A 24,127-nucleotide genomic window follows, 5' to 3' on the forward strand; every position below is an offset into this window, starting at 1 on the left:
CCCCCCCCCCCCCCCCCCCCCCCCCCCCCCCCCCCCCCCCCCCCCCGCGGCGGTTCAGGCCAATTCGACGACCAGCACGTCGCGCGGGGCAATGGAGAAGCGCCCACTGCTTAGCGAGGCCTCGTCAGCGGACCAGAGCGGAGCGCCTTTTGCCTCTGCCGCCGTGCCGCGCACGCCCAGGGTGCCTGTCTGCGCGATGCGGGTGGGGTTCACCAGCCACAGGAACCGCTTGCCGTCGCCCTCGTGCAGGCGGGCCTGCACCTCGGGGTTGGAGCAGCGCACTACCTGTTCGACCCCGGCCCAGTCCAGCATCGCGGCAAAGAAGTCGCGGCCCGAACGGGCGCTGCCCTTGTAATAGCCGACCGAGGGGTTGGTGCCGATCAGCAGGGTGCGGCCCTTGCCATGCATATGGGCGGCCATCGCCAAGCGGCCGTCAGCGAAGCGGCCCATCTCCTGCGCGCCAGCCAGCTCGTAGGATTGCAGGAAGCCGCCGCCCTGAACGTCCAGCCCGTCGAAGGTGAAGCGGATGCGGTCGCCGATGTCGGGCATGAACTCGACCTCATGCTCGCGCACGCCGAACATCGCGTCGAGCCCCATATTGGGCTGCACCGTCCCGACCTTGCCCCGGTCGCCGAAATAGCCCGGACAGGCCTCGCAGATCAGTGTGCCGCCCGCCTTGACCCAGGCAGCGATCCGGTCGGCCTGCGCCTGGGTGAACATGATCGGGTACGGGAAATAGAGCGTGTCGTATTGCTCCATGTCCTCGATATGCACCCAGTCGGCCTGGATGTTGTTGTCGAAGAAGCCGCGATAGGCGCCCCACATCGCCTCGGAATAGGTCTGAAAGCCGCCCTGGTGGCTGAGCAGGTAGTCCCATTGCTGGGTCTCGGGTACGACGAGGATCCCGATGTCACCCTTCACTGGCTTTGCCGCCATGCAGGCTGCGGTCGCGGGCGCGTTGGTCCATTTGGCGATCCGGCTGGCCATGTCCGAGCGATCCGTGCGGCTGCCGTCCATGCCGTAGGAGCCGAACGCGCCGAACAGCGGACCGTCGAGGAGCGGACGGTAGCGCAGGTTCATCATCCCCCGCGCCCCGGCCGCGAACGAGCTGAGCGACCAGACCCGGATATCCTCGGGCTCGGCGACGCGGCCATCCTCCTTGTCGCGGTTCAGGACCTGCGGCTGCATCCACAGCGGGCCGCCCTGCCGTTCGGCATGCCAGAACGGCTTTCCGCGTGCGGCGGCGCGGTTCAGATCGCCGGGGTAGAAGTTACGCCAGGGCTGCGCCCCCTTGCGGGCCTGGATCCAGGTATAGCCGTAGACCTGCACCTTGGAGGCAGCCAGCCAGTCGTCGCAGCCCCCGGCGGCGATGCCGGAGTTCATTCCCGAGGAGGTCGCGTAGATCGCCCCGGCGATGCCGTGCGCGGCGATCAGGCAATCCTGGTCCACGGCCCGGATCGTGTCGATCTTGGCCTGCATCTGGTCGTAGAAATTGTCCTTCTTGAACTGCAGCCAGTCCAGCCCCTCGGGATAGGGGCGCATCTCGACTGGCGGCTCGATGTCCTCCCACTCGGCATGGCCATAGCGGTACCAGGCCTGCGACAGCGTCTCGAGATCGCCGTACTTGTCCTTCAGCCAGGCGCGAAAGGCGGTCTTAGTATGGTCGGAGTAATCGACAGATGGCGAGTAGTTGCACTCGTTCCAGACGTCATAGCCCAGCAGGCCGGGATGGCCCTTGTAGCGGGTGGCCATCTCGGTAAGGAAGCCGCAGACCGCCTCGTGCACCTCGGCGCAGTTCATCGTCAGCGCGCCAGCGCCGCCGCCGTTCGCCGCAAATCCGCCGGTGGCCGAGGACGCGCCCATGGTCGGCACCAGTTCCGTTCCGTCCGAGCGCTTCTGCCTGGCATGTGCCCATTTGCGATAGGCCCATTCGGGGACGGTGTGGGTCAGCTCGGCAATCACGGTTTTGATGCCGTTCTCGGCGGCCAAATCCATTTGGCGGTCGTACTCGCCCCAGTCGTACTTGCCCGGCGCACGTTCGATCGCGGCCCACATGAACCAGTGGCGGAAGGTGTTCAGCCCATCCTCGGCTGCGATGCCGTAGTCGCGCTGCCAATCCTCTTTCGGAGGGTTGGATTTTCGGAAGTAGACGGCGCCGAAGGGCACTTGCTGGTCATAGGGTCTGGACATGAGATCGCTCGACTTTCTTGCAAAGGGATAGCGGTCCGCGCGGGCGGTCCCGTGCGGGATGGAAAGGATCCGGGGCTGGAGTTCAGCGCCGGGGCGGAGGGTCGCGCATCGCCGGGCAGCGCGCGGGCGGGTCGCTCATGGCTGGAACCTCGTGCGATGCAGCATCCGTTTGGCACGCGGGTCCGGGCTCGGGACGGCCGAGATCAGGCTTTGCGTATAGGCATGGTCCGGTGCGGTGCAGATCCGCTCGGCCGGGCCGGTTTCGACGATCCGGCCTTTGTGCATCACCGCGACGCGATCGCAGAAATAGCGCACCACCTGGATATCATGCGCGATGAAGACGAAGCTGAGGCCCAGCCGTTTCTGCACGTCCAGCAGAAGATCGAGGATCTGCGCCCGGATCGACACATCAAGCGCCGAGGTCGCCTCGTCGGCAATGATGACCTTGGGTTCCAGCGCCAGCGCGCGGGCGATGCCAATGCGCTGCCGCTGACCGCCCGAGAAGGCATGCGGGTAACGCTCCATCGCCGAGGGCTCCAGCCCGACGAGGTCCAGCAGTTCGGCCACGCGGTCCTCGAGCGCCCTGCCCCGCGCGCGGCCCGAGACGTACAGCGGATCACCGATCACCTGCTTGACGGTCATGCGCGGGTTGAGACTGGCGAACGGGTCCTGGAAGACCAGCCGCACCTGCTGGCGATAGGCGGCGAGCGCGGGGCCGTTCAGTGCGGTGACGTCCTGCTCGGACCCGTCGCCGGGCCGGAAGGTCACCTGCCCCGAGGACGGCTCGATGATCCGCAGCAGCATCCGGCCAAGCGTCGTCTTGCCCGAGCCGCTTTCGCCCACGATCCCAAGGTTTTCGCCCGGCATCAGGTCGAGATCGGCATCGTCCACCGCCTTGATCGCGAAAGTCTGCTTGCCGCGCCAGTTGGTGGCACCGAAGCCCTTGGAGAGCCCCCGCGCCGAAAGCACCGGCTGCGCCGCCCCGACCGCGGCACGCGGCCGCGCGGCAGGCTTTTCCAGCTTCAGCGTCGCGCCCAGGAGTTTGCGCGTATACTCCTGCCGGGGCGCGTGGAAGATCGCGTCCACCGTGCCCTGCTCGACGATCCGGCCATAACGCATCACCGCGACATCGTCGGCGACCTCGGCCACCAGCCCCAGGTCGTGCGTGATCAGCAGCATCGCCATGCCGCGTTCGCGTTGCAGCCGGGCGATCAGGTCCATGATCTCGGCCTGGGTGGTCACGTCCAGCGCGGTCGTGGGTTCGTCGGCGATCAGGATGTCCGGATCGGCGGCCAGCGCCATCGCGATCATCGCGCGCTGCCGCATCCCGCCCGAGAACTCGAACGTGTAACGGTCGACCATCTGTTCGGGATTGGCGATCTCGACCTGTGCCAGCAGGCGCACGGTCTCGGCCCGCGCGGCACGGCGATCCATGTTCCGGTGCAGGCGCAGCGATTCCATGATCTGCGCGCCGATGGTCCGCACCGGCGACAGGCTGCTCATTGGTTCCTGGAAGATCAGTCCGATCCGGCCGCCGCGCACCTCACGGATCGCCTTTGAGTTCGGCGCAAGCTGGTCCAGCCGCCTCTCGCCCTCGGGGCCGCGCAATGTGATCGTGCCGCCTGAAACTTTCGCCTGAGAGTCGATGATCCTCAGCAGTGCCCGCGCGGTTACCGACTTACCTGAACCGCTTTCACCCACCAGCGCCAGCGTGCGACCCGGATAGAGGTCGAAGCTGACCTGCCGGACAGCGTGCAGGATGTGGGTGCGCAGATGGAAATCCACGCTCAGACCCTCGACGCTCAGCGCCGCGTGATCCAGCCGCAGGTCCGGCGCCTCGATATGCTTCACGTTGCCCATCAGTGTTCATACGGGTCGGCGGCATCGCGCAGACCATCGCCCAGGAAATTGAAGGAAAGGACCGCCATCACCACGCAACCGGCGGGCCAGATCAGCAGCCAGGGCGCGGTGGCCACGGTGCGCACGTTCTGCGCGTCCTGCAGCAGCACGCCCCAGCTGACGACCGGCGGCTTCAGACCGATGCCAAGGAAGCTGAGCGCGGTCTCGGCCACGATCATTGTCGGGATCGCCAGGGTGACGACCGCCAGGATGTGGCTGGTCAGCGAGGGGAGGATATGCCGGAAGATCACCCGCCGCTGGCTGGACCCATCGAGCCGCGCAGCGGTCACGAAATCCTCGCCCCTCAGCGCGAAGAACCGCCCGCGCACCTCGCGCGCCAGCCCGGTCCAGGCCAGAAGCGAGACGATCAGTGTGATGATGAAATAGACCTGAAGAGGCGACCATGTGACCGGGATCGCCGCCGCCAGGCCCAGCCAGAGCGGGATCGTCGGCATGGCGCTGATGATCTCGATCAGGCGCTGCACGCCCAGGTCCACCCAGCCGCCGTAATAGCCTGAAAGCGCGCCCAGCACGACGCCGATCAGCAGCGTCGAGGCAACGCCGATCAGCCCGATCGACATCGAGATGCGGGTGCCGTAGATCACCCGGCTCAGCAGGTCGCGGCCCAGCTTGTCGGTGCCCAGCAGGTTCATCGGATCGCGCTTGTTCAGCGGCCCGATCAGGTGCCGGTCCCAGGGGATCAGCCCCCACATCTCGTATTCCGCGCCCTTCACGAAGAAGCCGATGGGCACGACCTTTTCCGGGTCCACGGTGAACGTGCGGCGCAGGCTTTCGGGGTCCACCTCCATCGCGTAGCCCTTCACATGGGGCAGGAAGCGACGGTCGCCGTCCTCCTCGACCCAAAGCGAGACGCTTTGCGGTGGGGCATAGGTGAAGCGCGGCTGCGCCTTGTCTGGCAGGCCCGGGGCCAGGAACTCGGCGAAAAGGCCGATGAAGTAGAAGAACAGGACCACGCAGCCGGCGAACAGCGCCACCTTGTTGCGCAGGAACTTGTGGCGCATCAGTGTCCATTGGCTGGCGACCGCGATGGCCGCCGGATCGTCGCCGGGGCGCAGCGGGCTGATCGCCGGGCCGTCTTCAGGCTGGGCCTCGGGGATGGATGTCGTGTCAGCGTAGGTCATCAGGTGAACCGGATCCTTGGGTCAAGTAGCGCCAGCAGCAGGTCGGAGATCAGCATCCCGACCAGCGTCAGCACGCCCATCAGCAGGATGAAGCTGCCCGCCAGGTACATGTCCTGGCTGACCAGCGCGCGCAGTAGCAGCGGCCCGGCGGTCGGCAGGTTCAGCACGATGGCGGTGATCGTCACCCCCGAGATCAGCTGCGGTAGCACCCAGCCGATGGCCGAGACGAACGGGTTCAGCGCGATCCGCACCGGGTATTTCAGGATAACCTCATGTTCGGGCAGGCCCTTGGCGCGGGCGGTGATGACATAGGGCTTGTTCAGCTCGTCGGTCAGGTTGGCGCGCAGGATGCGGATCAGGCTGGCGGTGCCCGCGGTGCCGATCACGACGACCGGGATCCACAGGTGCGCCATCAGATCCTTGAACTTGTCCCAGGACCAGGGCGCCTCGGCGTATTCGGGGCTGAACAGGCCGCCGACGCTTTGGCCGAAGTGCTTGTAGCTGATGTACATCAGCGTCAGCGCCAGGATGAAGTTGGGGATAGCGAGGCCCAGGAAACCCAGCAGCGTGAAGACATGGTCGCCGATGGAATGGCGGCGCACCGCCGAGTAGATGCCGATCGGCAGCGAGACCGCCCAGACGAACAGCAGCGCCGCGACCGAGACGCTGAGCGTCGCGCCCATCCGCTGCCAGATCAGTTCGGACACCGGGCGGCCCCATTCGAAGGAATAGCCGAAGTCGCCGCGAAAGATGATGCCGCTGATCCACTTCAGGTACTGCACGTGGATCGGGTCATCGAGACCGTAGATCTCGCGCATCCGCGCCACCTGCGCCTCGTCGACGACCTGCCCGCTGTCCCGCATCGAAGCCAGCACCGAGGTCAGGTAGTCGCCCGGCGGCAACTGGATGATCATGAAGCTGATGACCGAGATCCCGAACATCGTCGGCACCATCAGCAACAGCCGCTTGATGATGTAGCCTAGCATGCCGGTCGCCTCCCCGTGGTGCCTGTCATGTCCAGACCAGCTCCACCGCCTCGACAACCGAGACGCCCGGCACGGTCAGCTCGGCCCGGCCGTCCGAGACCGAGACCGGAACCTCCTGCCCCGACACCAGCAGTCGCGCCCGCGCGCCGGTGCGCCCTACGGGCAAGGCGACGCTCACGGTCTGGGCGCCAACCGGCAGCACCTCGCGCAGCGGGCCTTTCATCATCATCGGGTTGGTCAGGTTGAACAGCAACACCGCTGTCGCAGCATCGCCTTCGCGGACAGAGACATCCAGCACGCCCGGACCGTCGACGTTGATCTGCGGGGCACGGTCCAGCGCCCAGTGCACCGCGTTGCGGATCAGACGCTGGTGATCTGCTGCCAGCACCTCCCAGAAGATGCCTCCGATGTTCCAGGGGAACCAGGCCGTGCGGCCCTGACCTACCCGGTTCAGCAGCACCGCCGGGTCGCGCGGAGCCTCGCGCGGGTAGACCTCTTCCATTGGCAGATCCGGGAAGTCCGGGATGAACTTCATTGGGGCCTCGACGCCCGGTTCCGGCTCGACGCCGATCAGCCGGGTGCCGCCAATGATCCGGCCCGCACCGTCGAAGCCGGCTGTCACGGCATGATCGCCCACCAGCGCAGCATAGGTGTTCTTCACCGGCCCGCGCGCCGTGCCGACGTGCGCCGCGCCAAACAACTCCGCCAGTCCGCAGCCGTCGCGCGGATTGCCGTCCGCATCCGCGGTGGCGACCTCGCCCAGCCCGACGATACTGCCGCCGCGTTCGACATAGGCCCTAAGCGTCGCACATTGATCGTCGGACAGGCAGGCCGCGCCGGGGATCACCACGACGCGGAACGCGTCCAGTGCCTCGGCGCTCAGCGCCTGGTCCGAGATCATCTCGAACGGCAACCGCGCCTCGATCAGCGCATGATAGGCCCCCATCGCCTCGGCTTCGGGCACGGCGCGGTCCTCTTGCGCCCAGTGGCGCAGGGTGGTGGCGGGGTCCAGCAGCGCGATCTCGGCCACAGGGGTCATCCCGCCCAACACCGGCTCCAGCCGGGCATGAAGGGCGAAGGCGTCGGCGACCGGCTGCACCCAGCGGTCGTCGGGCACGCAGCCGTTGAACTTGGTGAACCAGGGGAGCATCCCATGTACCGCGCCATTGGTGATCCACGCTTCCATCTCGGGGCCGGTGGTGACGCTGTCCTTCCAGCGATGCTCTTCTTCCGGACCGATCGAGGTGATCAGGACGACCGGCCGGTCCCTGAACGTCGCGCGCATCCGCTTGCCGTTGCGGCCTGCTGCCCAGATCGGCTCCACCCCGCGGCGGCCCTGATCGTCCACCACCAGGAACGGACAATGCTTTTCGATCAGGGAAAGATCGAACTCCATGAGCGACGCCCCGCCCATGTTGGGAATGAAGCTGGCATGGGGCCGGATCGCCTTCACGCGCTTGTCCCAGTCGATGACCATCCGGGTCAGCACGTCGCGCCGCCAGCCGGTCCAGGCCCGCCACACCGGGTCCGAGGCGTCGGCCCGCACGGGCAAATCCTGCCCAGAAGCGTCGCGGAACCCCTTGCGGCAACTTTCGCAATAGCAGACGCCGTGTCCCTGCCAGCGGTTCGCAAAGACCGCGTCGATGTCATAGTCGCGGGTCACTTCCTCGACGATCTGGGGCATGTAGTCGGCGTTGTAGCTGCCATAGGCGCAGGTCACCCAGACATCCGGAAAGGCCCAGTGGCGGCGCGGGTTGCCATTCGCATCGACCGCCACCCATTCGGGGTGCGCCTGCGCGGCGTCGTCGTGGATCGCGTGCGGGTCGATCCGCGCCATGACGTGCATCTCCAGCCCGCGCGCGCCTTCGACCAGCGCGCCAAAAGGATCGCCGTCGCCGAGGAACCGGCTGACATAATGATAGGGCACCTTGCTGGGGTAGTAGGCGACATAACCGCCCGCGCTGAGGCAGGTGGCATTCGAGCGCGTGCGGCGGAACACGTCGATCCAGAAGTCGGGATCGAACCGGACCGGATCGTCCTCAGCCAGGGTCAGCTGCGTCCAGCGCGTCGCGCCGCGATACCAGTCATCTGTGCGCAGGGTGCGTGAAGGCTCGGCGGTCAGGTCCAGCATGAATGCGCTCCGGTCAGGGAAAGGGACCGGCCCGCTCTGGCAAGCAGGCCGGTCAGGGTGACGCCGGGGGAGAGTCCGGCGCCTGTTGCTCAGGCCTTGAAGAACTGCTCGGGCCGCGAGGGCGCGGGCGTCGGCCAGCCGTAGGAGTTCGGCATTACGTCCATGGTGTTGACCATGTCGTTCTTCACCACGCCGTAACCATCGGGCGGCAGGCTGACACCGAAAACAAGGAACTGATCGGCAGCGTTCTCGAGGATCTGCGCCATGATCTCGTTCTGCTTCACCGGATCGCCGGTTGCCAGCAGAGTCTTGTAGAGTTCCTGCTGCGCCTTGACGTCCGCGGGCGGCTCCACCGCGTCCGCGTTCTCGGGATCATTGAAATACAGGGCCCAGCCCGGCGCATACATGGCATTGGAGTTGAACGGCACGAAGTACCGCGCGTCCAGCATCGCGGCGATCCCGGCATTGGCGCCGAACTGGTGCGCAGTGCCGTCATATTCGCGGCCATTGCGCACGCGGGTTTCCCAAAGCGAGCGGTCCATGGTGCGGATCTGCGCATCGATCCCGACCTCCTGGAACATCGGGATCGCCAGTTCGAACATGTCGAGGAAGGTCGTGCGCACCTGGTCGATCTCGAAGATGAGCGACAGCCGTCGCCCTTCGGCGTCAAGGCGATAGCCGTCGCCATCCCGCTCGGGCACCAGCGTGTCGAGGATCTCGTTCGCCTTGTCGGGATCGTATTCGGTGTGCTGTTTGGCCAGCCGTTCGTTGTAGAGCGGATCGCCCTCGAGGATAGACGCCTGGGCGGGCGATCCCTGCCCCACGAACACCGCATCGATCAACGCTTGACGGTCTATGGAGACCGATAGCGCCTCGCGGAACTGACGGGTGTTGAACAGCGCATTCTTCACCGGATCCGTGTGATTGAGGTTCAGCATGAACACCATCACGTTCGCCGCGCTTTCCTTCAGCGTGTAGAAGTGGAAATTGCCGCTGTCCTGCGCATCGAACAGCACCGGCTTGTTGGTCGGTGTGCCGATGTACTGGTCCATCATGTCGATCTCGCCCTGCAGCGTCTTGAGCAGCAGAACCTCGGGGTCCGAAACCATCTGATAGACCACGCGGTCGAAATACGGCAGCTGCGCGCCCTCGGTGTCGACCTTGAAATAGTATTCGTTGCGCTCGGCCACGGCACGCTCGGTATCCTCGCCAGGGGCGCTGGTGAAAGCCCAGGCCTCGAGCGTCGGGCGGGTCGAGTTCTGGTAGAACATGTTGACGTCGCCCAGCCCGCTTTCGCGCTGCATCAGGGCCACCCAGCTCTCGAAGCCGCGTTCCTTCGCAAGATTGTCGGCGTCAGGATTGTACTTCTTGTGGAACTGCTTGAGGTAGTGCGCCGGGCACTGCACCGTCTTGTCATTGCCGGCCCAGGCCATCTGGTGCGCGAAGAATCCGTTCGGGGCGTCGAATGTCACCTTGAACGTCTGCTCGTCCACGATCGTCAGCTTGCCGACCTTGTCGTCAACCGACCAGTAGCCCTGGCCGTTGTTCGCCTGCAGATCGGGATCCTGGAACAGATCCTCGTACCAGAAGCGCACATCTTCAGTCGTGTAGGGCGCGCCATCCGACCACTTGTGCCCCTTGCGCAGGTGGAACGTGTATTCGGTCGAGTCCGCGTTCACCTCGTAGCTTTCCGAGACGTTCGGGATCAGCCCGGTCCATTTCGGATCGAAGCGCACCTGAGGCTCGTAGCCTTGGTAACGGACAACCATCGACAGCGAGCCGCCCCCGACAAGCGCGTGGTTCCAGTCGCCACCCTGGGTGCCGGGCCGGTCGGTCGGCGTTATGACCAGCGGGTTCTCCGGCAACCGCCCATCGGCGGCCTGCTGGGCGCGGACAGCCGGGCCGAACAGCGCCATGCCGCCGGCAAGCGCCGTGCCGCCTGCAAGGAATCCCCGTCTGCTTAGACTGTGCATTTCATCGTCCTCCCCATAGCGTTTTGTCGCTTTCGTTATGTTTCACTAGTGTGATATATACTTATTTGTTAGGTAAAGCGTTATGTGTAGATTGCATAACAAACAACTACCGCGAGAAAGCACATGGCCTTGAAATCTGTCGATATATTCCCCCGAGACCCGGCACGGCCCCGTTGATAGAGATCCGGACATGAGCAAGGTAACGCTTCGAATCATTGCCGAAGAGATGGGGCTCTCGAAATATGCCGTCTCTCGCGCGCTTTCCGGCAAGTCGGGTGTCAGCGAAGCCACCCGCGCACGTGTTCTCGAAACCGCCGACCGCTTGGGCTACCGTCGGGCTTCCTCTGCCGAGCAGCGGCAGATAGCCGCCGTGTTCGACGTCTCGGACGCGATAAACAGCGAATTGAATATGCTCAAGCAGGCCGGCGCCCAAGCCGAAGCTGAACGATTGGGCTATGCGTTCAAGGTGTACTGGATTTCCTCGTCGGAGGAGGTTGCACAGATTGCCAGGAATTGCGCCGGCCTTCTTCTGGTCGGCAGCGGCCGCGCATTGGAAGCGGTACGGACCATAGATGTCAAAGGGGTGCCCGTGGTCCGCATCGGGCGCCTGTTTCCGATGGAGCGAGTGGACGCGGCAATAGGTACCGACCGCGAGGGCACTTCTGCCATGGGGCAGCACCTGTTGGATCTCGGGCACCGAGAAATCGTCTACGTCCACGGGGACAGCACGCTTTCGGGGCGCGCCGAGCGTCTGAACGGATTGCGCGAAGCCATGGCCGCCTATCCCGACACTGTACTACACGATCTGACGTGGCCTGCTGACAGCAGCTTTTCGGACGCGGCTGACATCCTGCTGAAGACTGCGCGTCCCACGGCTTGGTTCTGCGCGCACGATCGACTGGCGTTGAGCGTATTCTCCCACCTGCTCGCCCGTGGCATCCGCATTCCTCAGGACGCCAGCGTTGTGGGCTATGGCGACTCCGCGGTAATCCGGGAACTGCGTCCACGGCTGACGACTATTAATGTCTACGGACCGGAACAAGGCGCTGCAGCAGTAAACCTGCTCGACCGCCGAATCCGCAACCCGAAGGAATGCCCCTTCCCGATCCGAATGACCGTCCCCGGCAGCTTGGTGATCCGCGACTCGTGTGGCGCGGCGTGAAAGGACATGCAGGGCTCTCAGGCGTCTCCCGGCCTCAGAGTGCGGGCGCTATCAAGATAACACCGACCATCAAGACAACCGCGAAGCAGATCTTCGACGTTCCGCAGCGAAAGCGGAAAACGAACGTAGAGCATCACCGCCAAGCGTATGATCTCGGGGCTGGTCTTAAAGTACTTGAACGGGTCGCATTTCGTCATCCGAGGACGCTATTCAGCCCCCTGCCCCGTCGCAAGCCAGTTTCCCCTGACATCACCCGACTACAGCCAAGATTATCTGACACCACCCTCCAAACCATTCCCGTAGGTGTCCAGATCTGATAGGTCACCCGTAAAGAGCGCCTGTGAGCCAAGCTGGCCAGTCTCGCTCGAAGAAGGATTGGGCGCTCTCGTCGAACGTGCGGTTTGGACGAAATCCAAGCGTTATCATTTCGCCTTCCAGACGCACCCGTATCTGTCCGGTCATGTCGGCGGGGTTCTCCTTGCGGAAACGGTAGTTCTCCAGCGCCCCGGTCCGTGTCTCGGGTAGTCCTTCCCCCGACGGATCACAGACCGCGCGCGCGCCGCGGCTGCCGCCGCCTTCGGCGATGTAGAAATCCAGCGCCGTCAGCACCGCCTCGGAGGCCAGCGCCATCTGTTGCCACTGCACGAGCCGCGCAAGCTCTGACGGGCGGTCCGGCGCTATCCCCTCAGCTCGAATGCGGTTTGCAAGATCTCGCGCGGCTTCGAGCGCTCTCCGGACCCCGTCCGCGGTGCACAGGATCCCGGCATGGGCACTCATCCGGGCCTGGAGTTCGTCCCTTAAGGCCCGCACGGACAAGGCACTCTCAGACTTCGCCAGGGAAAGCGTGCGCGACACGGCATCCGCACTCCCCGCCGGTACCGCGCTCGGCGCGACCGCGCGGCCGCTCGCCGCGACATGCTCCGCCACGCGGATACCGAAGACCTGCCCGGCGTTCAGTGCGGATCCCCCGGGGCGTGTCGCGCCATGCGTTCCAGCCGCCTCGCCGACGGCATAGATCCCGCCGACATTGCTCCGCCCCCAGACATCGACCGCGATCCCGCCGTTCATGTGCTGGTTGTTTACCGCGAACTCCAGCGGCGCGGCCGCGATGTCAATCTTGTAGCGCCGGTACAGTTCGATCGCGAGCGGGTTCATGTGGCGTAGCCGGTCGATCGGCATGGCGTGCGACGCGCCCGCGTTCGACAGGTACTCGCGCACGTCGTCGTCCAGCCGCGCCAGATCGAAGGGCTGATCCCCAGGAACCGCCGCCGGGTTCCGGTTGAAATCCATGAACACCTTCCGGCCCTTCTCGCCCTCGCGGAAAACCGCCAGATCGACAAGGCTCGAGCCGAAGTCCAGCATCCGGCTTGCGTGGAACGGCCACTGATAGCCCTTCCGAAAAACGTTCGAGGCCATCTCCTGCGTGGTGCGATAGTACTCCGCCAAGAAATGATGCTCGTTCCCGTCGGCATCGACCGAGTAGATGTGCGGGATGACCTGCACATAGGTACCAGAGAGGTTCCAGGGAAACCCCTCGCGACGTGTGCCGATGCCGAACTGGCTCTCGGTAATGTTTGTCAGCTCCAGCCCCGCCTCGAGCGCCAGGCCGAGCGAGCCGAAGCAGCCGTTTGGAAAAACGCTGTCGCGATAGAGCTCACCGGGGCCGCCCGCGGCGAGCACAAGCACCGGGGCCACAAACAGCGCCAGTCCGTAGGGGTTCGCATCGCTGCGCGCCTTCGCTCGCACAGCCAGCATACCCTCGGCGCCATACGATCCGGTCAAGATCCGGACACCGGTGGTTTGGTTGAAGAAGGGCACGCCTAGACGCACTGCTTCCTCGCCTAGCACCTTGACCATCAGACGCGACGTCCGGGGCCCGCAACTCGTCGCGCGCCCGACCTCGTCATGGTCGGTCTTGTAGCGCAGGACCCCGCCAAGCCGATCCTGCGGCAGTGGCAACCCGAGGTATTGAAGCGAGGCCATCGCGCGGGCCGAGCCAACCGCCTCGACATAGGCTGTGTCCTCGTCCATCGCACCACCCGCGCGGATCGCGCGCGCCATGTCGTTGTAGTTGTCGCCCTGATCAGCAGTGTTCGCAGTGTGCAGGGTCTGCTTGTCCGAGCCGGAACAGGCCGACGTCCCGCCCCATGCGCTTTGCGAAATGATCGTCACATCGACGCCGCGCCGTTTCAGTTCTACCGCCGCACGCAGGCCAGCGGCACCGCTGCCTACGACCAAGGCGCCGGTCCGCCACACCGGCACCGCCTGGCCTGCAAGATCGAGATGCTCGACCAATCTCGGCTCGGCCGGTAGGCGCGGCATCTCGACATCGGTCAGGGCATCCAGAATGTGCTGCGGCAAGTCGAGGCTCATCGTCAATCTTCCTTTGTCAGGTTTCGAGCGCGCTGGAGGCCCGGATCCGTATCTCGACCGGGCTCAGCCGCGTGGGCGGAGGCCTTGTCCCGTCATTCAGCCAAGCCAGCATTGTCGTCGCCACGGCCTCGCCGAACCCGGCAATGTCGCAACTGACCGAGGTGAGCGGAGGCCAGACTTGGCTGCACTCCTCAATATCGTCGAATCCAACGACCCTCAGCCCGCCAGGACCGACGGCGCGGCCGATTTCTGCGCAACCCGACAGCAGACCGATCGCCACCAGGTCGTTGAAGCAGATCGCTGCATCCACATCCGGGTGCTCGCGAGCCAGCGCCAACGCGGCCTCGCGGCCAAAGGCCCTGCTGGCACGGCCGGGCAGTACCAGCGGCGCGATCCCACTCCCCTCAAGCGCCGCGAGATAGCCTGAACTGCGCTCGACGGTCACACTGCGCCCCTCGACACCGCCGACGAAGGCGATGCGTTTGGGCTTCCCTTCCAGCAGATGATCGGTCGCTATTCGGCCCCCGGTCGGATAGTCCGGCGCCATGAAAGGAACCTCCGGCGCCATTTCCGACCGGCGCAAAACCTGCATCGCGGGAATGCCGGCCCGGGCGATCGCCTCGTAGCCGCCATTCTCGTCGCCATAGGTCGGTGTGATGATGACCGCCGAAACCCCGTGCTCGATCATTGCGCCGACCACCTGCGCCTGCAGAGCGGTGCTCTCGTCGGTGTTCGCCAGCACTGTTGCGAAGCCCTTGTCGGTCAGTGCCATCTGCACTGAAATCGCGAACTCGGTGTAGAACGGGTTGCGCAGATCATTGATCACAAGCCCGATCAATCCGGCGCCGGAGCCGCGCAGGTTTGCCGCCGAGCGATTGTAGACATAGTCCAGTTCCGCCATCGCCTTGCGCACCTGCTCGCGCGTTTCCGCTTTCACGGACGGGCTGTTGCGGAGCACGAGGCTGACAGTTGACTTGGAGACCCCTGCCCTGTGCGCAACGTCAATGATGGTGGGCCGCCGGTCCGTCATGCCGCCGAAACACCCGCTTCGAAGGGAAGATCGAAGACCAGGATCCCGTCGAGCCCGTTCACGGCGTTCGCGACCAAGCGCGCGCCCAGCTTCTTGTGGTCTGGATGCCCCTGATAGGCGTCGAGCGCATCCCAGTCCATGAAATCGGCGGTGAACCCGTGCATGTAGCCGCGCTCGATCTTCTCGGGGCTTTCCGAGCGGCCCGAGTGGATCGCCAGCAGACCGGGAACCTTGTCCTCGATCCGGTGCAGTTCGGCGAAAATATCGTCGATCTCAGCGGCCGGCAGATCAGGATTGAAGCGTACCAGGACGATATGGCGGATCACGTTTGCACCTCAGGCATTGTCTTCGCGGATCATGTCGGCGGCCTTTTCACCTATCATGATCGCCGCGGCGTTTGTGTTGGAGGAAATAACCGTCGGCATGATCGAGTTGTCGACCACGCGCAACCTGTCGATCCCGTTGAAACGGAGGCGGATGTCCACGACCGCCTCGGTATCGGGCCCCATGCGGCAGGTGCCGGCGCAATGGTGCGAGGTCTTGGAGTGCTCGCAGATAAAGTCGTAGTAGTCGTCGTCGCTCTTTACCTCGGGCCCCGGCAGACGCTCTGCCAGGATGAAGGACTCGAGCGGCTTCTGCGCCAGGATCTCCTGCGTGAGTTTTAGACCGGTGATCGACATCTCGCGGTCGCGGGGGTCCTGCAGGTAATTCGGGTCGATCAGCGGCGCCTTGGCCGGATCCGAGGATTGCAAACGCACCGTGCCGCGCGAGCGTGGACGCAAGTAGCACGAGTTCAGCGTGATCCCGCCCATCGGCATCGAGGCGACGCCATGCTCGATTCCGGTTCCCAGCCCAAGGTGGAACTGGATGTCCGGCGAACGCGCGTCGGGGTCCGCATACCAAAATCCCCCTGTCTCGAAGAGCGAGGACGCCACCGGTCCCTTGCGCGTCAGCAGGTATTGCAGCCCTGCGACTGCCGCCCATTGCGGCTTGGCATAGCGGTCGTAGCTGTAAGGCCCCGAGAGTTCGCAGATGCAATAGAGGTCCAGATGGTCCTGCAGGTTTGCGCCGACGCCAGGTTGGTCGTAGGCCACAGGGATGCCCAGTTCCTCCAGGTGATCCGCCGGGCCGATCCCCGAAAGCTGCAATAGACGGGGTGAGCCGATGGCGCCGGACGACAGAACCACCTCGCTGGTCGCGTCCAACCGGGTGCCGTCCATCAATTCGACGCCGGTTGCGCGGCTCTTCTCGATCACCAGCCGCCGGACCGCGGCGCCGGTCTGCACCTCGAGGTTTTGCCGCTTGCCACGGATCGGCCCGAGATAGGCCATCGCCGCGGACGACCGTCGGGCGTTGCGCTGGGTCAGCTGGTAGTAGCAGGTGCCGTCCTGCTTCTCACCGTTGATGTCCTCGTTGCGCGGAATGCCAAGGGCCGCCGCCGCCTCGAAATAGGCCTCGCAGACAGGCAGCGGCGCGATCGGCTGGCTGACGCCCAGCGGGCCACCCTTGCCGTGATAGCGGTTCTCGTAGGTGTCGTTGTCCTCGGCTTTGCGGAAATAGGGCAGCACGTCGTCATAGCCCCAGCCCTCGCAGCCCATCTGCCGCCAGTCATCGTAGTCCTGCGCGTTGCCGCGTGTGTAGATCTGGGCATTGATCGCCGAGCCCCCGCCTAGCACCTTGGCTTGGGTATAGCGGAACACCTTGTCCTTCATGTGCCGCTGCGGGACCGTCTCCCACCCCCACGAACCGATGCCCTTGGTCATCTTCGCGAAACCGGCCGGCAGGTGATAGAACGGGTGCCGGTCCGTCGGCCCCGCCTCCAGCAAGAGGACCCGGTTGGCCGGATCCTCGCTAAGCCGCGATGCCACGACCGAACCGGCCGAGCCGCCGCCGACGATGATGAAATCGTAAGAGCCCATGGGGCCTCCTCAGAGCGCCACAGCCGCGTTGGCTGGCGTAATGTTTCCTGCGATATGCCCGGCAGCCCGGTGTGCCAGCGCGGCGACCGTCAGCGCCGGGTTCACCGCCGCCGAGGTCGGCAGGACCGAGGCGTCGGTGATGTAGAGGTTGGGGTGATCGTGGCTGCGGCAGAAGCCGTCGACCACACTCGTCGCCGGGTCGTTGCCCATCCGCGCCGTGCCACACTGATGTGATGGCGTGCGTCGGTCGAAAGCCTTTGCCAGTACGACCGGATAACCCGCTTTGCGCAACGTCTTCTTCAGCTTCGCGACCAGCGCCAGGTGCGCGTCCCAATTCGAGCGCTTCCAGTCCAAGCAGATCTGCCCGTCCTTCAGCGTGATCCGGCTTTCGGGATTGGGCAGGTCCTCGGAAATCGCGTAAAGGTCCACCGACCTCTCGGCGATCCAGCGCGCCAACGGGCGCGCCAGCGGCGAGTTGGCCGCCAGGATCGTGCCCGAGATCTTGCCCAGCAACTGAAGATTGCCCAACGGCTCGCCATTCGGCCCGCCGGTCAGGTAGAAATCGTTCAGCATCAGGGTCTTCTGATAGACAGAAGGATTGCGGCGGAATGGATGCAACGCCAACAATGCCGAGGCATTGTGGTTCATGAAGTTCCGGCCCACCTGGTCGGAGGCATTCGCTAGCCCTGAAGGATGCGCCGAATCTGCCGAGGCCAGCAACAGCGCAGCGCTCTGCACCGCACCGGCGGCCAGCACGATTACGGGCGCGGCAAGCCGCTCGGGGCCATCGGCGGTCTCGACCTCGACTCTGGTGATCCGGCCATCCGGGCCGGCCAACAGCCGCGTCGCTTTCGTCCCGGTCCGCAATTCCACGTTCTCATGCGACAGCGCCCGCGCCAGACCGGCCGTTTCAGCATCCATCTTGCCGCCGCAGGTATCGGGAAAGGCATCCCAAGGCGTCTGTCCATGCGCCAGCCAGCGGCCGATATCGACCCCCAACGGCAGCGAGGACGGGTGCAGCCCCTTCGAAGCCAGACGCCGCCGCAGATCGGCAATGGCGGGCTCGTCGGGCACCGGTGGAAAGGCGTAGACGCCGGAATGGCGTGGCTCGGTCGGATCCTCGCCGAGGACGCCCCGAACCTGATACAGGTCCTCTGCCGCCTGGTAGTGCGGCTCGATCTCGTCATAAGAGATCGGCCAGCCGGGGGTCGTGCCGCCCATATGACGCAGCGGCGCAAAATCCTCGGCCCGATAGCGGATCAGCACCGCGCCATAGAACTTCGAGTTGCCGCCGACGTTGTAGTAGTTGCCGGGATTGAACGGCCGCCCCTGCCCATCGAGCCACACTTCGCGCGGGCGATAGACGCCACGCGCGAAGATGGCGTCCGCATCCCGGGCCTCGGGCGCGGGGCGGAGGAAGTGTCCCCGTTCGAGGATCAGGATGCGGCGCCCGGTGGGCGCAAGCGACGCCGCGACCGTGGCGCCCCCCATACCGGAGCCGATGATGAGGACGTCGGGCGCTGTCACGGCTTGATGCGAGCTTCGGTCTGGGGGTCGAAAGCGACCGCCTTTTCCATGTTGACCGCGAACTCGAAGATATCGCCCGCGGCGACCTGTGCATCGGCACGCATCCGACCTACGGCATCCTTGCCCCCAAGCGTCATTGTTACGAACGTGTCCGCGCCCGAAGGTTCGGTGACACCGATCCGGTTGCGCAGGGTCTCGATGTTGCTCGAGTTCCGATCTGCCCCATCCGGGTCGGTGATCGCCTCGGGGCGGATACCCAGCAGGATGTCCCGCCCGTCCCAGGCCGACATGTGCGGTTGGCTGAAGCGCAACAGCGCCTCTTGCCCGTCGGCATCGGATAAGGCGGCATGGGGCACACCGTTCAGAACTTTCACCTTGGCTGGCATTACATTCATGGCCGGGCTGCCCATGAAGGTCGCGACAAAGACGTTCTCGGGCGCGTCGTAAATCTCCTTCGGCGTGCCCAGCTGCTGGACGTACCCGCCGAACATTACCGCGATCCGGGTCGAGAGCGTCATCGCTTCGATCTGGTCATGCGTCACGTAGACGATTGTGGTGCGCAGTTTCTGGTGCAGCTTCTTGATCTCGGTCCGCATGTCGACGCGAAGCTTGGCGTCGAGGTTCGAGAGCGGCTCGTCGAAGAGGAATACGTCCGGATCGCGCACCAGCGCGCGCCCCATCGCGACACGCTGCCGCTGGCCGCCCGACAGCTGCCCCGGCTTTCGGTCGAGCAGGTGGTCAATCTGCAGAAGCTGCGCGACTTCCTTCAGCGCCTTCTCGCGCTCGGGTTTCGGCACGCCGTGCATCTCGAGCCCGAAGGTGATGTTCTGCCCGACCGTCATGTTCGGGTACAGCGCGTAGCTCTGGAAAACCATCGCGATGTTCCGCTTCGACGGGTGCACGTTGTTGATCACGCGGCCCTTGATCGCGATGTCGCCCGAGGTCACCGTCTCGAGCCCCGCGATCATGTTCAGCAGCGTGGACTTGCCGCAGCCCGAAGGGCCGACCAGCACGAGGAACTCGCCCTCTTCGACCGCGATGTCGACCTGGTGCAGGACCTCGACGTTTCCGTAGGACTTGGTTGCGTTGTTGATATCGAGAAAGCCCATCGGATTATCCTTTCACGGAGCCCGCCATCAGGCCGCGGACGAAGTAGCGTCCGGCCACGATGTAGACGAGCAGGGTGGGAAGAGCGGCCAGGATGGCACCGGCGAAGTGGACGTTGTATTCCTTCACGCCGGTGGAGGACTGCACAAGATTGTTCAGCGCCACCGTCATCGGCTGGCTCTGACCGCCGAACGACGCGCCGAACAGGAAGTCGTTCCAGATGTTGGTGAACTGCCAGATGATCGACACCACGGCGATCGGTCCGGAGACCGGCAGCATGATCCGCCAAAAAATCCGGAAGAACCCGGCCCCGTCGATCATTGCGGCCCGCACCAACTCCGTCGGGAAGGCCGCATAGTAGTTGCGGAAGTAGAGTGTGGTGAAGCCGATGCCGTATACCACGTGGACCAGGATCAGCCCCGGGATCGAGCCCGCCAGACCCAGCTTGCCGAGGATCATCGCCATCGGGATCAGCACGATCTGGAACGGGATGAAGCACGAGAACAGCAGCAGCCCGAAGAGGATGCTGTCGCCCTTGAAGCGCCACTTGGTCAGCACATAGCCGTTCAGCGCCCCCAGCACGGTCGATATTGCGACCGCCGGTACCACCATCAGGATCGAGTTGAGGAAGTAGGGCCGCAGGCCCGTCGGCTCCACCCCGATCTGCGCCGAGGACCAGGCCTGCGCCCAGGGCTCGAGCGTCCAGACCCTCGGAAGCGCCATCATATTGCCCTCGGTGATCTCGCTCAGCGGCTTAAGCGAGTTCGCCACCATCACGAACAGCGGCATCAGGTAGAACAGTGCGAATAGCAGCAGGAACACGTAGATGAAGGTTCGGGTGATGCGGCCCGTCCGGACGGCGGTGTCTTGCGTCGCCACTGACATCACTTCTTCTCCTTCAGCTCGGCGTAGAGATACGGGGTCATGATCGCCGCGATTGACATCAGCATGATCACCGCACTGGCAGCGCCGATGCCCATCGAGTTCCGGGTGAAGGTGTAGGAGTACATGAAGGTCGCGGGCAGCTCGGTCGCGCGGCCGGGTCCGCCGCCGGTCAGTGCAATGATCAGGTCGTAGGACTTGATCGCAAGGTGAGCGAGGATCACAAAGGCCGACAGAAAGGCCGGGCGCAGCAGCGGGATCACGATCCGGCGGTAAAGGTTCCAGTTCGACGCGCCGTCGATCTGGGCTGCTTTCAGCATCTCGTTGTCGATACCGCGCAGCCCGGCCAGGAACATCGCCATCACGAAGCCCGAAGTCTGCCACACGGCGGCGATCACCACCGTGTAGATCGCCATGTCGCGATCCTTGATCCAGCGGAATTCGAAGCTTTCCCAACCCCACAGATGCATCGTGTTCTCGATGCCGATGCCGGGATCCATGATCCATTTCCACGCAGTACCGGTGACGATGAAACTCAGCGCCATCGGGTAGAGGTAGATCGGCCGTAGTAGTCCCTCGCCACGGATCTTCTGGTCGAGGAAAATCGCCAGCGACAACCCGATCGCCGTACAGATCACGATATATAGCGAGGCGAAGATTCCGAGGTTAATGACCGCGGTCCACCAGGCCCTCAGCCCCCAGAGCTTCACGTAATTCTCGACCCCGATCCAGTCATAGCTGGGCAGCATCCGCGAGTCGGTGAAGCTGAGGTAGATCGTGAAGACGATGAAGCCGTAGACGAAGACGAACATCATCGCAATCGACGGCGAGAGTACCAGCCGAGGCAGCCAGTCCTGCAATCGCGTACGGAAATCTGGTGGGGCGCTCGTCGTCGTCATTGCAATACCTCCCTGCCCGCCAGAAGACGGTCTCGTGATTCATGAGGATGGGGTGACGGGTAGACCCGCCACCCCGAGGCGGTCTTACATTGCGCCTTCGACTGCGTTGGCCAGTTCTTCTGCGGCCGTGGCGGAGTCGTACTCACCGTTGAAGTGCGCGGTCACCACGTCATAGATCGCGTTCTTCACGGCAGCGCGGTTGGCGTGGCCATGGGCCATCGAGCCCATGAACGTGCCAGCCTCGGCCGCAGCGGCAAGTTCTTCCATGCCTTGTTGGGCGCAGGCGTCCAGATCCGACCCATCCACATCGGTGCGCGCCGGGACCGAGCCCTTAACCTTGTTAAACGCGATCTGGAACTCTGGGCTCATGATGTCCGAGGCCATCTGCGCCTGGGCCGCGGCCGCATCATCGTCACCGACGCCGAACATCGCGAACTGGTCAGAGTTGAAGGTCACCGACCCGGCCGAACCCGGCAGGCGGAAACAAAGGAAGTCCTCGCCTGGGACCTTGCCTGCGTTCAGGAACTCGCCCTTCGCCCAGTCGCCCATGATCTGGAAGGCGGCCTCGTCGTTGATGACCATGGCCGAGGCCAGGTTCCAGTCGCGGCCCGAGAAGTTGTCGTCCACGAAGGAGCGCAGCGTCTCCATGCGGTTGAACGCCTCGATCATGGTGTCGGACGACAGCGCGTCGTAGTCCATGTCGATGAAAGCCTGCTTGTAGAACTCCGGCCCACCCGCCGAGATCACGACACCGTCGAAGATGGTGGCGTCCTGCCAAGCCTGCCCACCGTGAGCCAGCGCGACCTTCCCCGAATCCTTCACGGCCTGCATGGCGGCGACGAACTCTTCCCATGTGGTCGGCTGCGCGATTCCCAGCTCTTCAAGGATCCGCTTGTTGGCCCAGACCCAGTTGGTCGAGTGCACGTTCACCGGCGCGGCGATCCAGTTGCCATCGTATTTTGCGAAGGCCTGCAGGGCCTCCGGCACGACTGCGTCCCAACCCTCGGCCTCAGCGACCTCGTTGAGGTTGCCCAGAACGCCCTCAGCGGCCCAATCCTGGATGTCGAAGCCCAGCATCTGCACGGCGGTCGGCGGATCGCCTGCGGTGACGCGGGCACGCAGCGTGGTCATCGCCGCTTCACCGCCGCCACCAGCGACCGGCATGTCGACCCAGCCGATGCCCTGGCCCTGAAGCTTTTCCTTGAGCACGTTCAGCGCTGCGGCCTCGCCACCGCTGGTCCACCAGTGCAGCACTTCCACATCCGCGGCCTTCACCATGGTGGTGCTTGCCATCAGCGCGAGTACCGCGCCCGTTGCTCCGAGTTTACGCATGAGGTTCCTCCCTGTTCTATGCGTGTCTCCGATAGTGCCCTGACGACGTCAGAGATCCTTCACCCAAGGCGCGCGTGTGCGACCGATGCGCATCACGACCGATTTCACCTCGAGGAATTCTTCAAAACCGTAGCGTCCGATCTCCCGTCCCTGGCCGGACTGCTTCATGCCGCCGAACGCGATCTCGGGGAAGCCGTCCATCCAGGTATTGGTCCATACGGTACCGGCCTCTGCGCGCCGTGCAAAGGAAAGACAGGTGTGCACGTTCTCGCTCCAGACACCGGCAGAAAGGCCGTAACTCGAGTCGTTGCTCAGTTCGATCGCCTCTTCCAGCGTCCGGAACGTTAGGACCGAGAGCACGGGGCCGAATACCTCGTCGCGGGCGATGGCCATGTCGGGCGTCACGCCGCGCACGACCGTCGGCTGATAGAACTGCGTCCCCAGCCCCGGCACGGTCATCGAGCCGCCACCCAAGCAGACCTCGGCCCCGGCCTCGACCGCCTCGCGGACGTAGCCGTCGATCTTCTGCTGATGTTCGGGCGTCACGATGGCGCCAACCTGTGTCTCGGGGTTCAGCGGGTTGCCGAAGACGACCTTGCGCGACAGGGCGACCACGCGCTCGACGAAGGCGTCGGCGATGTCCTCGTGCACAATGATCCGGCTCGAGGAATTGCAGCATTGACCGACGTTGAAATAGACGCCGAAAGTCACCGCATCGGCGGCCTGGTCCAGGTCAGCATCCGGAAAGATCACTTGCGGGTTCTTGCCGCCCAGTTCCAGCGCGACCTTCTTGAGCGTGCCCGAGGCCAGTTCCGAGATCGTCTTGCCCACCGCGGTCGAGCCGGTGAAGGTCACCATGTCCACGTCGGGATGCGTGGAAAGCCGACTACCCACGGGCTGGCCAAAGCCCAGCACGATGTTGCAGACGCCCGCCGGCAGCCCGGCCTCGGCCAGAAGCTCGGCCAGCATGGCGGTGGTCGAGGGCGTGACTTCCGAGGGCTTCACCACGCAGGTGCAACCGGCGGCCAGCGCGAAAGGCAGTTTCTGGCTGAGGATCCAGAACGGAAAGTTCCACGGCGTGATGATCGAGACGACGCCGATCGGCTCTTTCAGTACCATGGCGAGCATGTCCTCGCCCAGCGTGTTGTGGCTGTCGCCCTGCGTCGTGCGCGCTAGCGACGCCGCATAACGCCATAAGTCCGCCGCGCCCGAAACCTCTCCCCGCGCCTGCGAGATCGGCTTGCCGCTTTCCAACGTCTCGATCATCGAGAAACGCTCGGCGTAAGTCTCGATCAGGTCGGCAACCTTCAGCAGGACAGCCGCGCGCTCCTTGGCCGAGATCCGGCTCCAGCGGCCGTCGTCAAAGGCCGCGCGGGCGGCGTCGATGGCGGCATCAGCCTCCGCCTCTCCACCTTTCGCAGCGATGCTCACTACCTTGCCATGCGACGGCGCGATCCGCTGGGACGTGGCTCCGTCCGCGCTGTCGCGCCAAGTACCGTCGATAAAGTGCTGCAATCGCACCGGCTCGGCAGGGAGTTGCAGTTCGGCGTCGGAAAGGACGGTCAGGTCAAGCAT

Annotated in this window: 17 protein-coding genes and 1 pseudogene; 1 reads left to right on the top strand and 17 read right to left on the bottom strand. The window is 64.6% G+C overall.

Annotation, left to right across the window (positions count from 1 at the left end):
• Positions 1-54: 54 nt before the first annotated feature.
• From ACW9UR_RS14840 to ACW9UR_RS14865, 6 genes are all read right to left on the bottom strand, one after another.
• Complete coding sequence (locus tag ACW9UR_RS14840) at positions 55-2,190, bottom strand: beta-galactosidase (protein WP_458917802.1); 2,136 nt, start codon at positions 2,188-2,190, stop codon at positions 55-57.
• Positions 2,191-2,325: 135 nt separating this feature from the next.
• The gene (locus tag ACW9UR_RS14845) at positions 2,326-4,050 is read right to left on the bottom strand and encodes an ABC transporter ATP-binding protein (protein ID WP_458917803.1); all 1,725 of its coding nucleotides are present in this window, start codon (positions 4,048-4,050) and stop codon (positions 2,326-2,328) included.
• Complete coding sequence (locus ACW9UR_RS14850; protein ID WP_458917804.1) at positions 4,050-5,231, bottom strand: ABC transporter permease; 1,182 nt, start codon at positions 5,229-5,231, stop codon at positions 4,050-4,052. Before ACW9UR_RS14850 ends, ACW9UR_RS14845 begins: the two co-directional genes overlap by 1 nt.
• Complete coding sequence (locus tag ACW9UR_RS14855) at positions 5,231-6,217, bottom strand: ABC transporter permease (RefSeq protein WP_458917805.1); 987 nt, start codon at positions 6,215-6,217, stop codon at positions 5,231-5,233. Before ACW9UR_RS14855 ends, ACW9UR_RS14850 begins: the two co-directional genes overlap by 1 nt.
• Positions 6,218-6,242: 25 nt before the next feature.
• Positions 6,243-8,348, bottom strand: coding sequence for a family 10 glycosylhydrolase (locus tag ACW9UR_RS14860; protein ID WP_458917806.1), 2,106 nt, complete (start codon positions 8,346-8,348; stop codon positions 6,243-6,245).
• Between the two features lie 89 nt (positions 8,349-8,437).
• Entirely contained in the window at positions 8,438-10,321 is a 1,884-nt protein-coding gene (locus ACW9UR_RS14865; RefSeq protein WP_458917808.1) for an ABC transporter substrate-binding protein, read from the bottom strand.
• A 190-nt stretch (positions 10,322-10,511) separates the two neighbouring features.
• Here ACW9UR_RS14865 and ACW9UR_RS14870 point away from each other — a divergent pair, with 190 nt between their 5' ends.
• Positions 10,512-11,483 (top strand): LacI family DNA-binding transcriptional regulator, encoded by a 972-nt coding sequence (locus ACW9UR_RS14870; RefSeq protein WP_458917810.1) that lies wholly within the window; start codon positions 10,512-10,514, stop codon positions 11,481-11,483.
• An 83-nt stretch (positions 11,484-11,566) separates the two neighbouring features.
• On the opposite strand, the pseudogene ACW9UR_RS14875 reads toward ACW9UR_RS14870, so the two are convergent.
• From ACW9UR_RS14875 to ACW9UR_RS14925, 11 genes and pseudogenes are all read right to left on the bottom strand, one after another.
• A pseudogene (locus ACW9UR_RS14875) lies at positions 11,567-11,680 on the bottom strand (IS6 family transposase); the annotation flags it as partial.
• Positions 11,681-11,804: 124 nt separating this feature from the next.
• Positions 11,805-13,856 (bottom strand): FAD-binding protein, encoded by a 2,052-nt coding sequence (locus tag ACW9UR_RS14880; RefSeq protein WP_458917811.1) that lies wholly within the window; start codon positions 13,854-13,856, stop codon positions 11,805-11,807.
• Positions 13,857-13,872: 16 nt separating this feature from the next.
• Positions 13,873-14,886 (bottom strand): LacI family DNA-binding transcriptional regulator, encoded by a 1,014-nt coding sequence (locus ACW9UR_RS14885; RefSeq protein ID WP_458917812.1) that lies wholly within the window; start codon positions 14,884-14,886, stop codon positions 13,873-13,875.
• Positions 14,883-15,212: a Dabb family protein gene (locus ACW9UR_RS14890; protein ID WP_458917813.1), complete on the bottom strand. Its 330-nt coding sequence runs from the start codon at positions 15,210-15,212 to the stop codon at positions 14,883-14,885. The genes ACW9UR_RS14885 and ACW9UR_RS14890 overlap by 4 nt, the downstream gene beginning before the upstream one ends.
• A 9-nt stretch (positions 15,213-15,221) precedes the next feature.
• On the bottom strand, positions 15,222-16,805 hold the full coding sequence (locus ACW9UR_RS14895; protein ID WP_458917815.1) for a GMC family oxidoreductase: 1,584 nt from the start codon (positions 16,803-16,805) through the stop codon (positions 15,222-15,224).
• A 9-nt stretch (positions 16,806-16,814) separates the two neighbouring features.
• Entirely contained in the window at positions 16,815-18,332 is a 1,518-nt protein-coding gene (locus ACW9UR_RS14900; protein WP_458917816.1) for an FAD-dependent oxidoreductase, read from the bottom strand.
• On the bottom strand, positions 18,329-19,441 hold the full coding sequence (locus tag ACW9UR_RS14905) for an ABC transporter ATP-binding protein (protein ID WP_458917817.1): 1,113 nt from the start codon (positions 19,439-19,441) through the stop codon (positions 18,329-18,331). The genes ACW9UR_RS14900 and ACW9UR_RS14905 overlap by 4 nt, the downstream gene beginning before the upstream one ends.
• A 4-nt stretch (positions 19,442-19,445) precedes the next feature.
• Positions 19,446-20,324, bottom strand: a complete 879-nt coding sequence (locus ACW9UR_RS14910; RefSeq protein ID WP_458917818.1) for a carbohydrate ABC transporter permease — start codon at positions 20,322-20,324, stop codon at positions 19,446-19,448.
• Entirely contained in the window at positions 20,324-21,220 is an 897-nt protein-coding gene (locus ACW9UR_RS14915; RefSeq protein ID WP_458917819.1) for a carbohydrate ABC transporter permease, read from the bottom strand. Before ACW9UR_RS14915 ends, ACW9UR_RS14910 begins: the two co-directional genes overlap by 1 nt.
• Positions 21,221-21,304: 84 nt before the next feature.
• The gene (locus tag ACW9UR_RS14920; RefSeq protein WP_458917820.1) at positions 21,305-22,552 is read right to left on the bottom strand and encodes an ABC transporter substrate-binding protein; all 1,248 of its coding nucleotides are present in this window, start codon (positions 22,550-22,552) and stop codon (positions 21,305-21,307) included.
• A 48-nt stretch (positions 22,553-22,600) separates the two neighbouring features.
• Complete coding sequence (locus ACW9UR_RS14925; RefSeq protein ID WP_458917821.1) at positions 22,601-24,127, bottom strand: aldehyde dehydrogenase family protein; 1,527 nt, start codon at positions 24,125-24,127, stop codon at positions 22,601-22,603.

The organism is Halovulum sp. GXIMD14794, assembly GCF_054457455.1.

What these genes read in the sequence shown, in the direction of transcription:
- ACW9UR_RS14840 (WP_458917802.1), bottom strand. Translation starts at nt 2,190, where the DNA reads ATGTCCAGACCCTATGACCAGCAAGTGCCCTTCGGCGCCGTCTACTTC.
- ACW9UR_RS14845 (WP_458917803.1), bottom strand. Translation starts at nt 4,050, where the DNA reads ATGGGCAACGTGAAGCATATCGAGGCGCCGGACCTGCGGCTGGATCAC.
- ACW9UR_RS14850 (WP_458917804.1), bottom strand. Translation starts at nt 5,231, where the DNA reads ATGACCTACGCTGACACGACATCCATCCCCGAGGCCCAGCCTGAAGAC.
- ACW9UR_RS14855 (WP_458917805.1), bottom strand. Translation starts at nt 6,217, where the DNA reads ATGCTAGGCTACATCATCAAGCGGCTGTTGCTGATGGTGCCGACGATG.
- ACW9UR_RS14860 (WP_458917806.1), bottom strand. Translation starts at nt 8,348, where the DNA reads ATGCTGGACCTGACCGCCGAGCCTTCACGCACCCTGCGCACAGATGAC.
- ACW9UR_RS14865 (WP_458917808.1), bottom strand. Translation starts at nt 10,321, where the DNA reads ATGCACAGTCTAAGCAGACGGGGATTCCTTGCAGGCGGCACGGCGCTT.
- ACW9UR_RS14870 (WP_458917810.1), top strand. Translation starts at nt 10,512, where the DNA reads ATGAGCAAGGTAACGCTTCGAATCATTGCCGAAGAGATGGGGCTCTCG.
- ACW9UR_RS14880 (WP_458917811.1), bottom strand. Translation starts at nt 13,856, where the DNA reads ATGAGCCTCGACTTGCCGCAGCACATTCTGGATGCCCTGACCGATGTC.
- ACW9UR_RS14885 (WP_458917812.1), bottom strand. Translation starts at nt 14,886, where the DNA reads ATGACGGACCGGCGGCCCACCATCATTGACGTTGCGCACAGGGCAGGG.
- ACW9UR_RS14895 (WP_458917815.1), bottom strand. Translation starts at nt 16,805, where the DNA reads ATGGGCTCTTACGATTTCATCATCGTCGGCGGCGGCTCGGCCGGTTCG.
- ACW9UR_RS14905 (WP_458917817.1), bottom strand. Translation starts at nt 19,441, where the DNA reads ATGGGCTTTCTCGATATCAACAACGCAACCAAGTCCTACGGAAACGTC.
- ACW9UR_RS14910 (WP_458917818.1), bottom strand. Translation starts at nt 20,324, where the DNA reads ATGTCAGTGGCGACGCAAGACACCGCCGTCCGGACGGGCCGCATCACC.
- ACW9UR_RS14915 (WP_458917819.1), bottom strand. Translation starts at nt 21,220, where the DNA reads ATGACGACGACGAGCGCCCCACCAGATTTCCGTACGCGATTGCAGGAC.
- ACW9UR_RS14920 (WP_458917820.1), bottom strand. Translation starts at nt 22,552, where the DNA reads ATGCGTAAACTCGGAGCAACGGGCGCGGTACTCGCGCTGATGGCAAGC.
- ACW9UR_RS14925 (WP_458917821.1), bottom strand. Translation starts at nt 24,127, where the DNA reads ATGCTTGACCTGACCGTCCTTTCCGACGCCGAACTGCAACTCCCTGCC.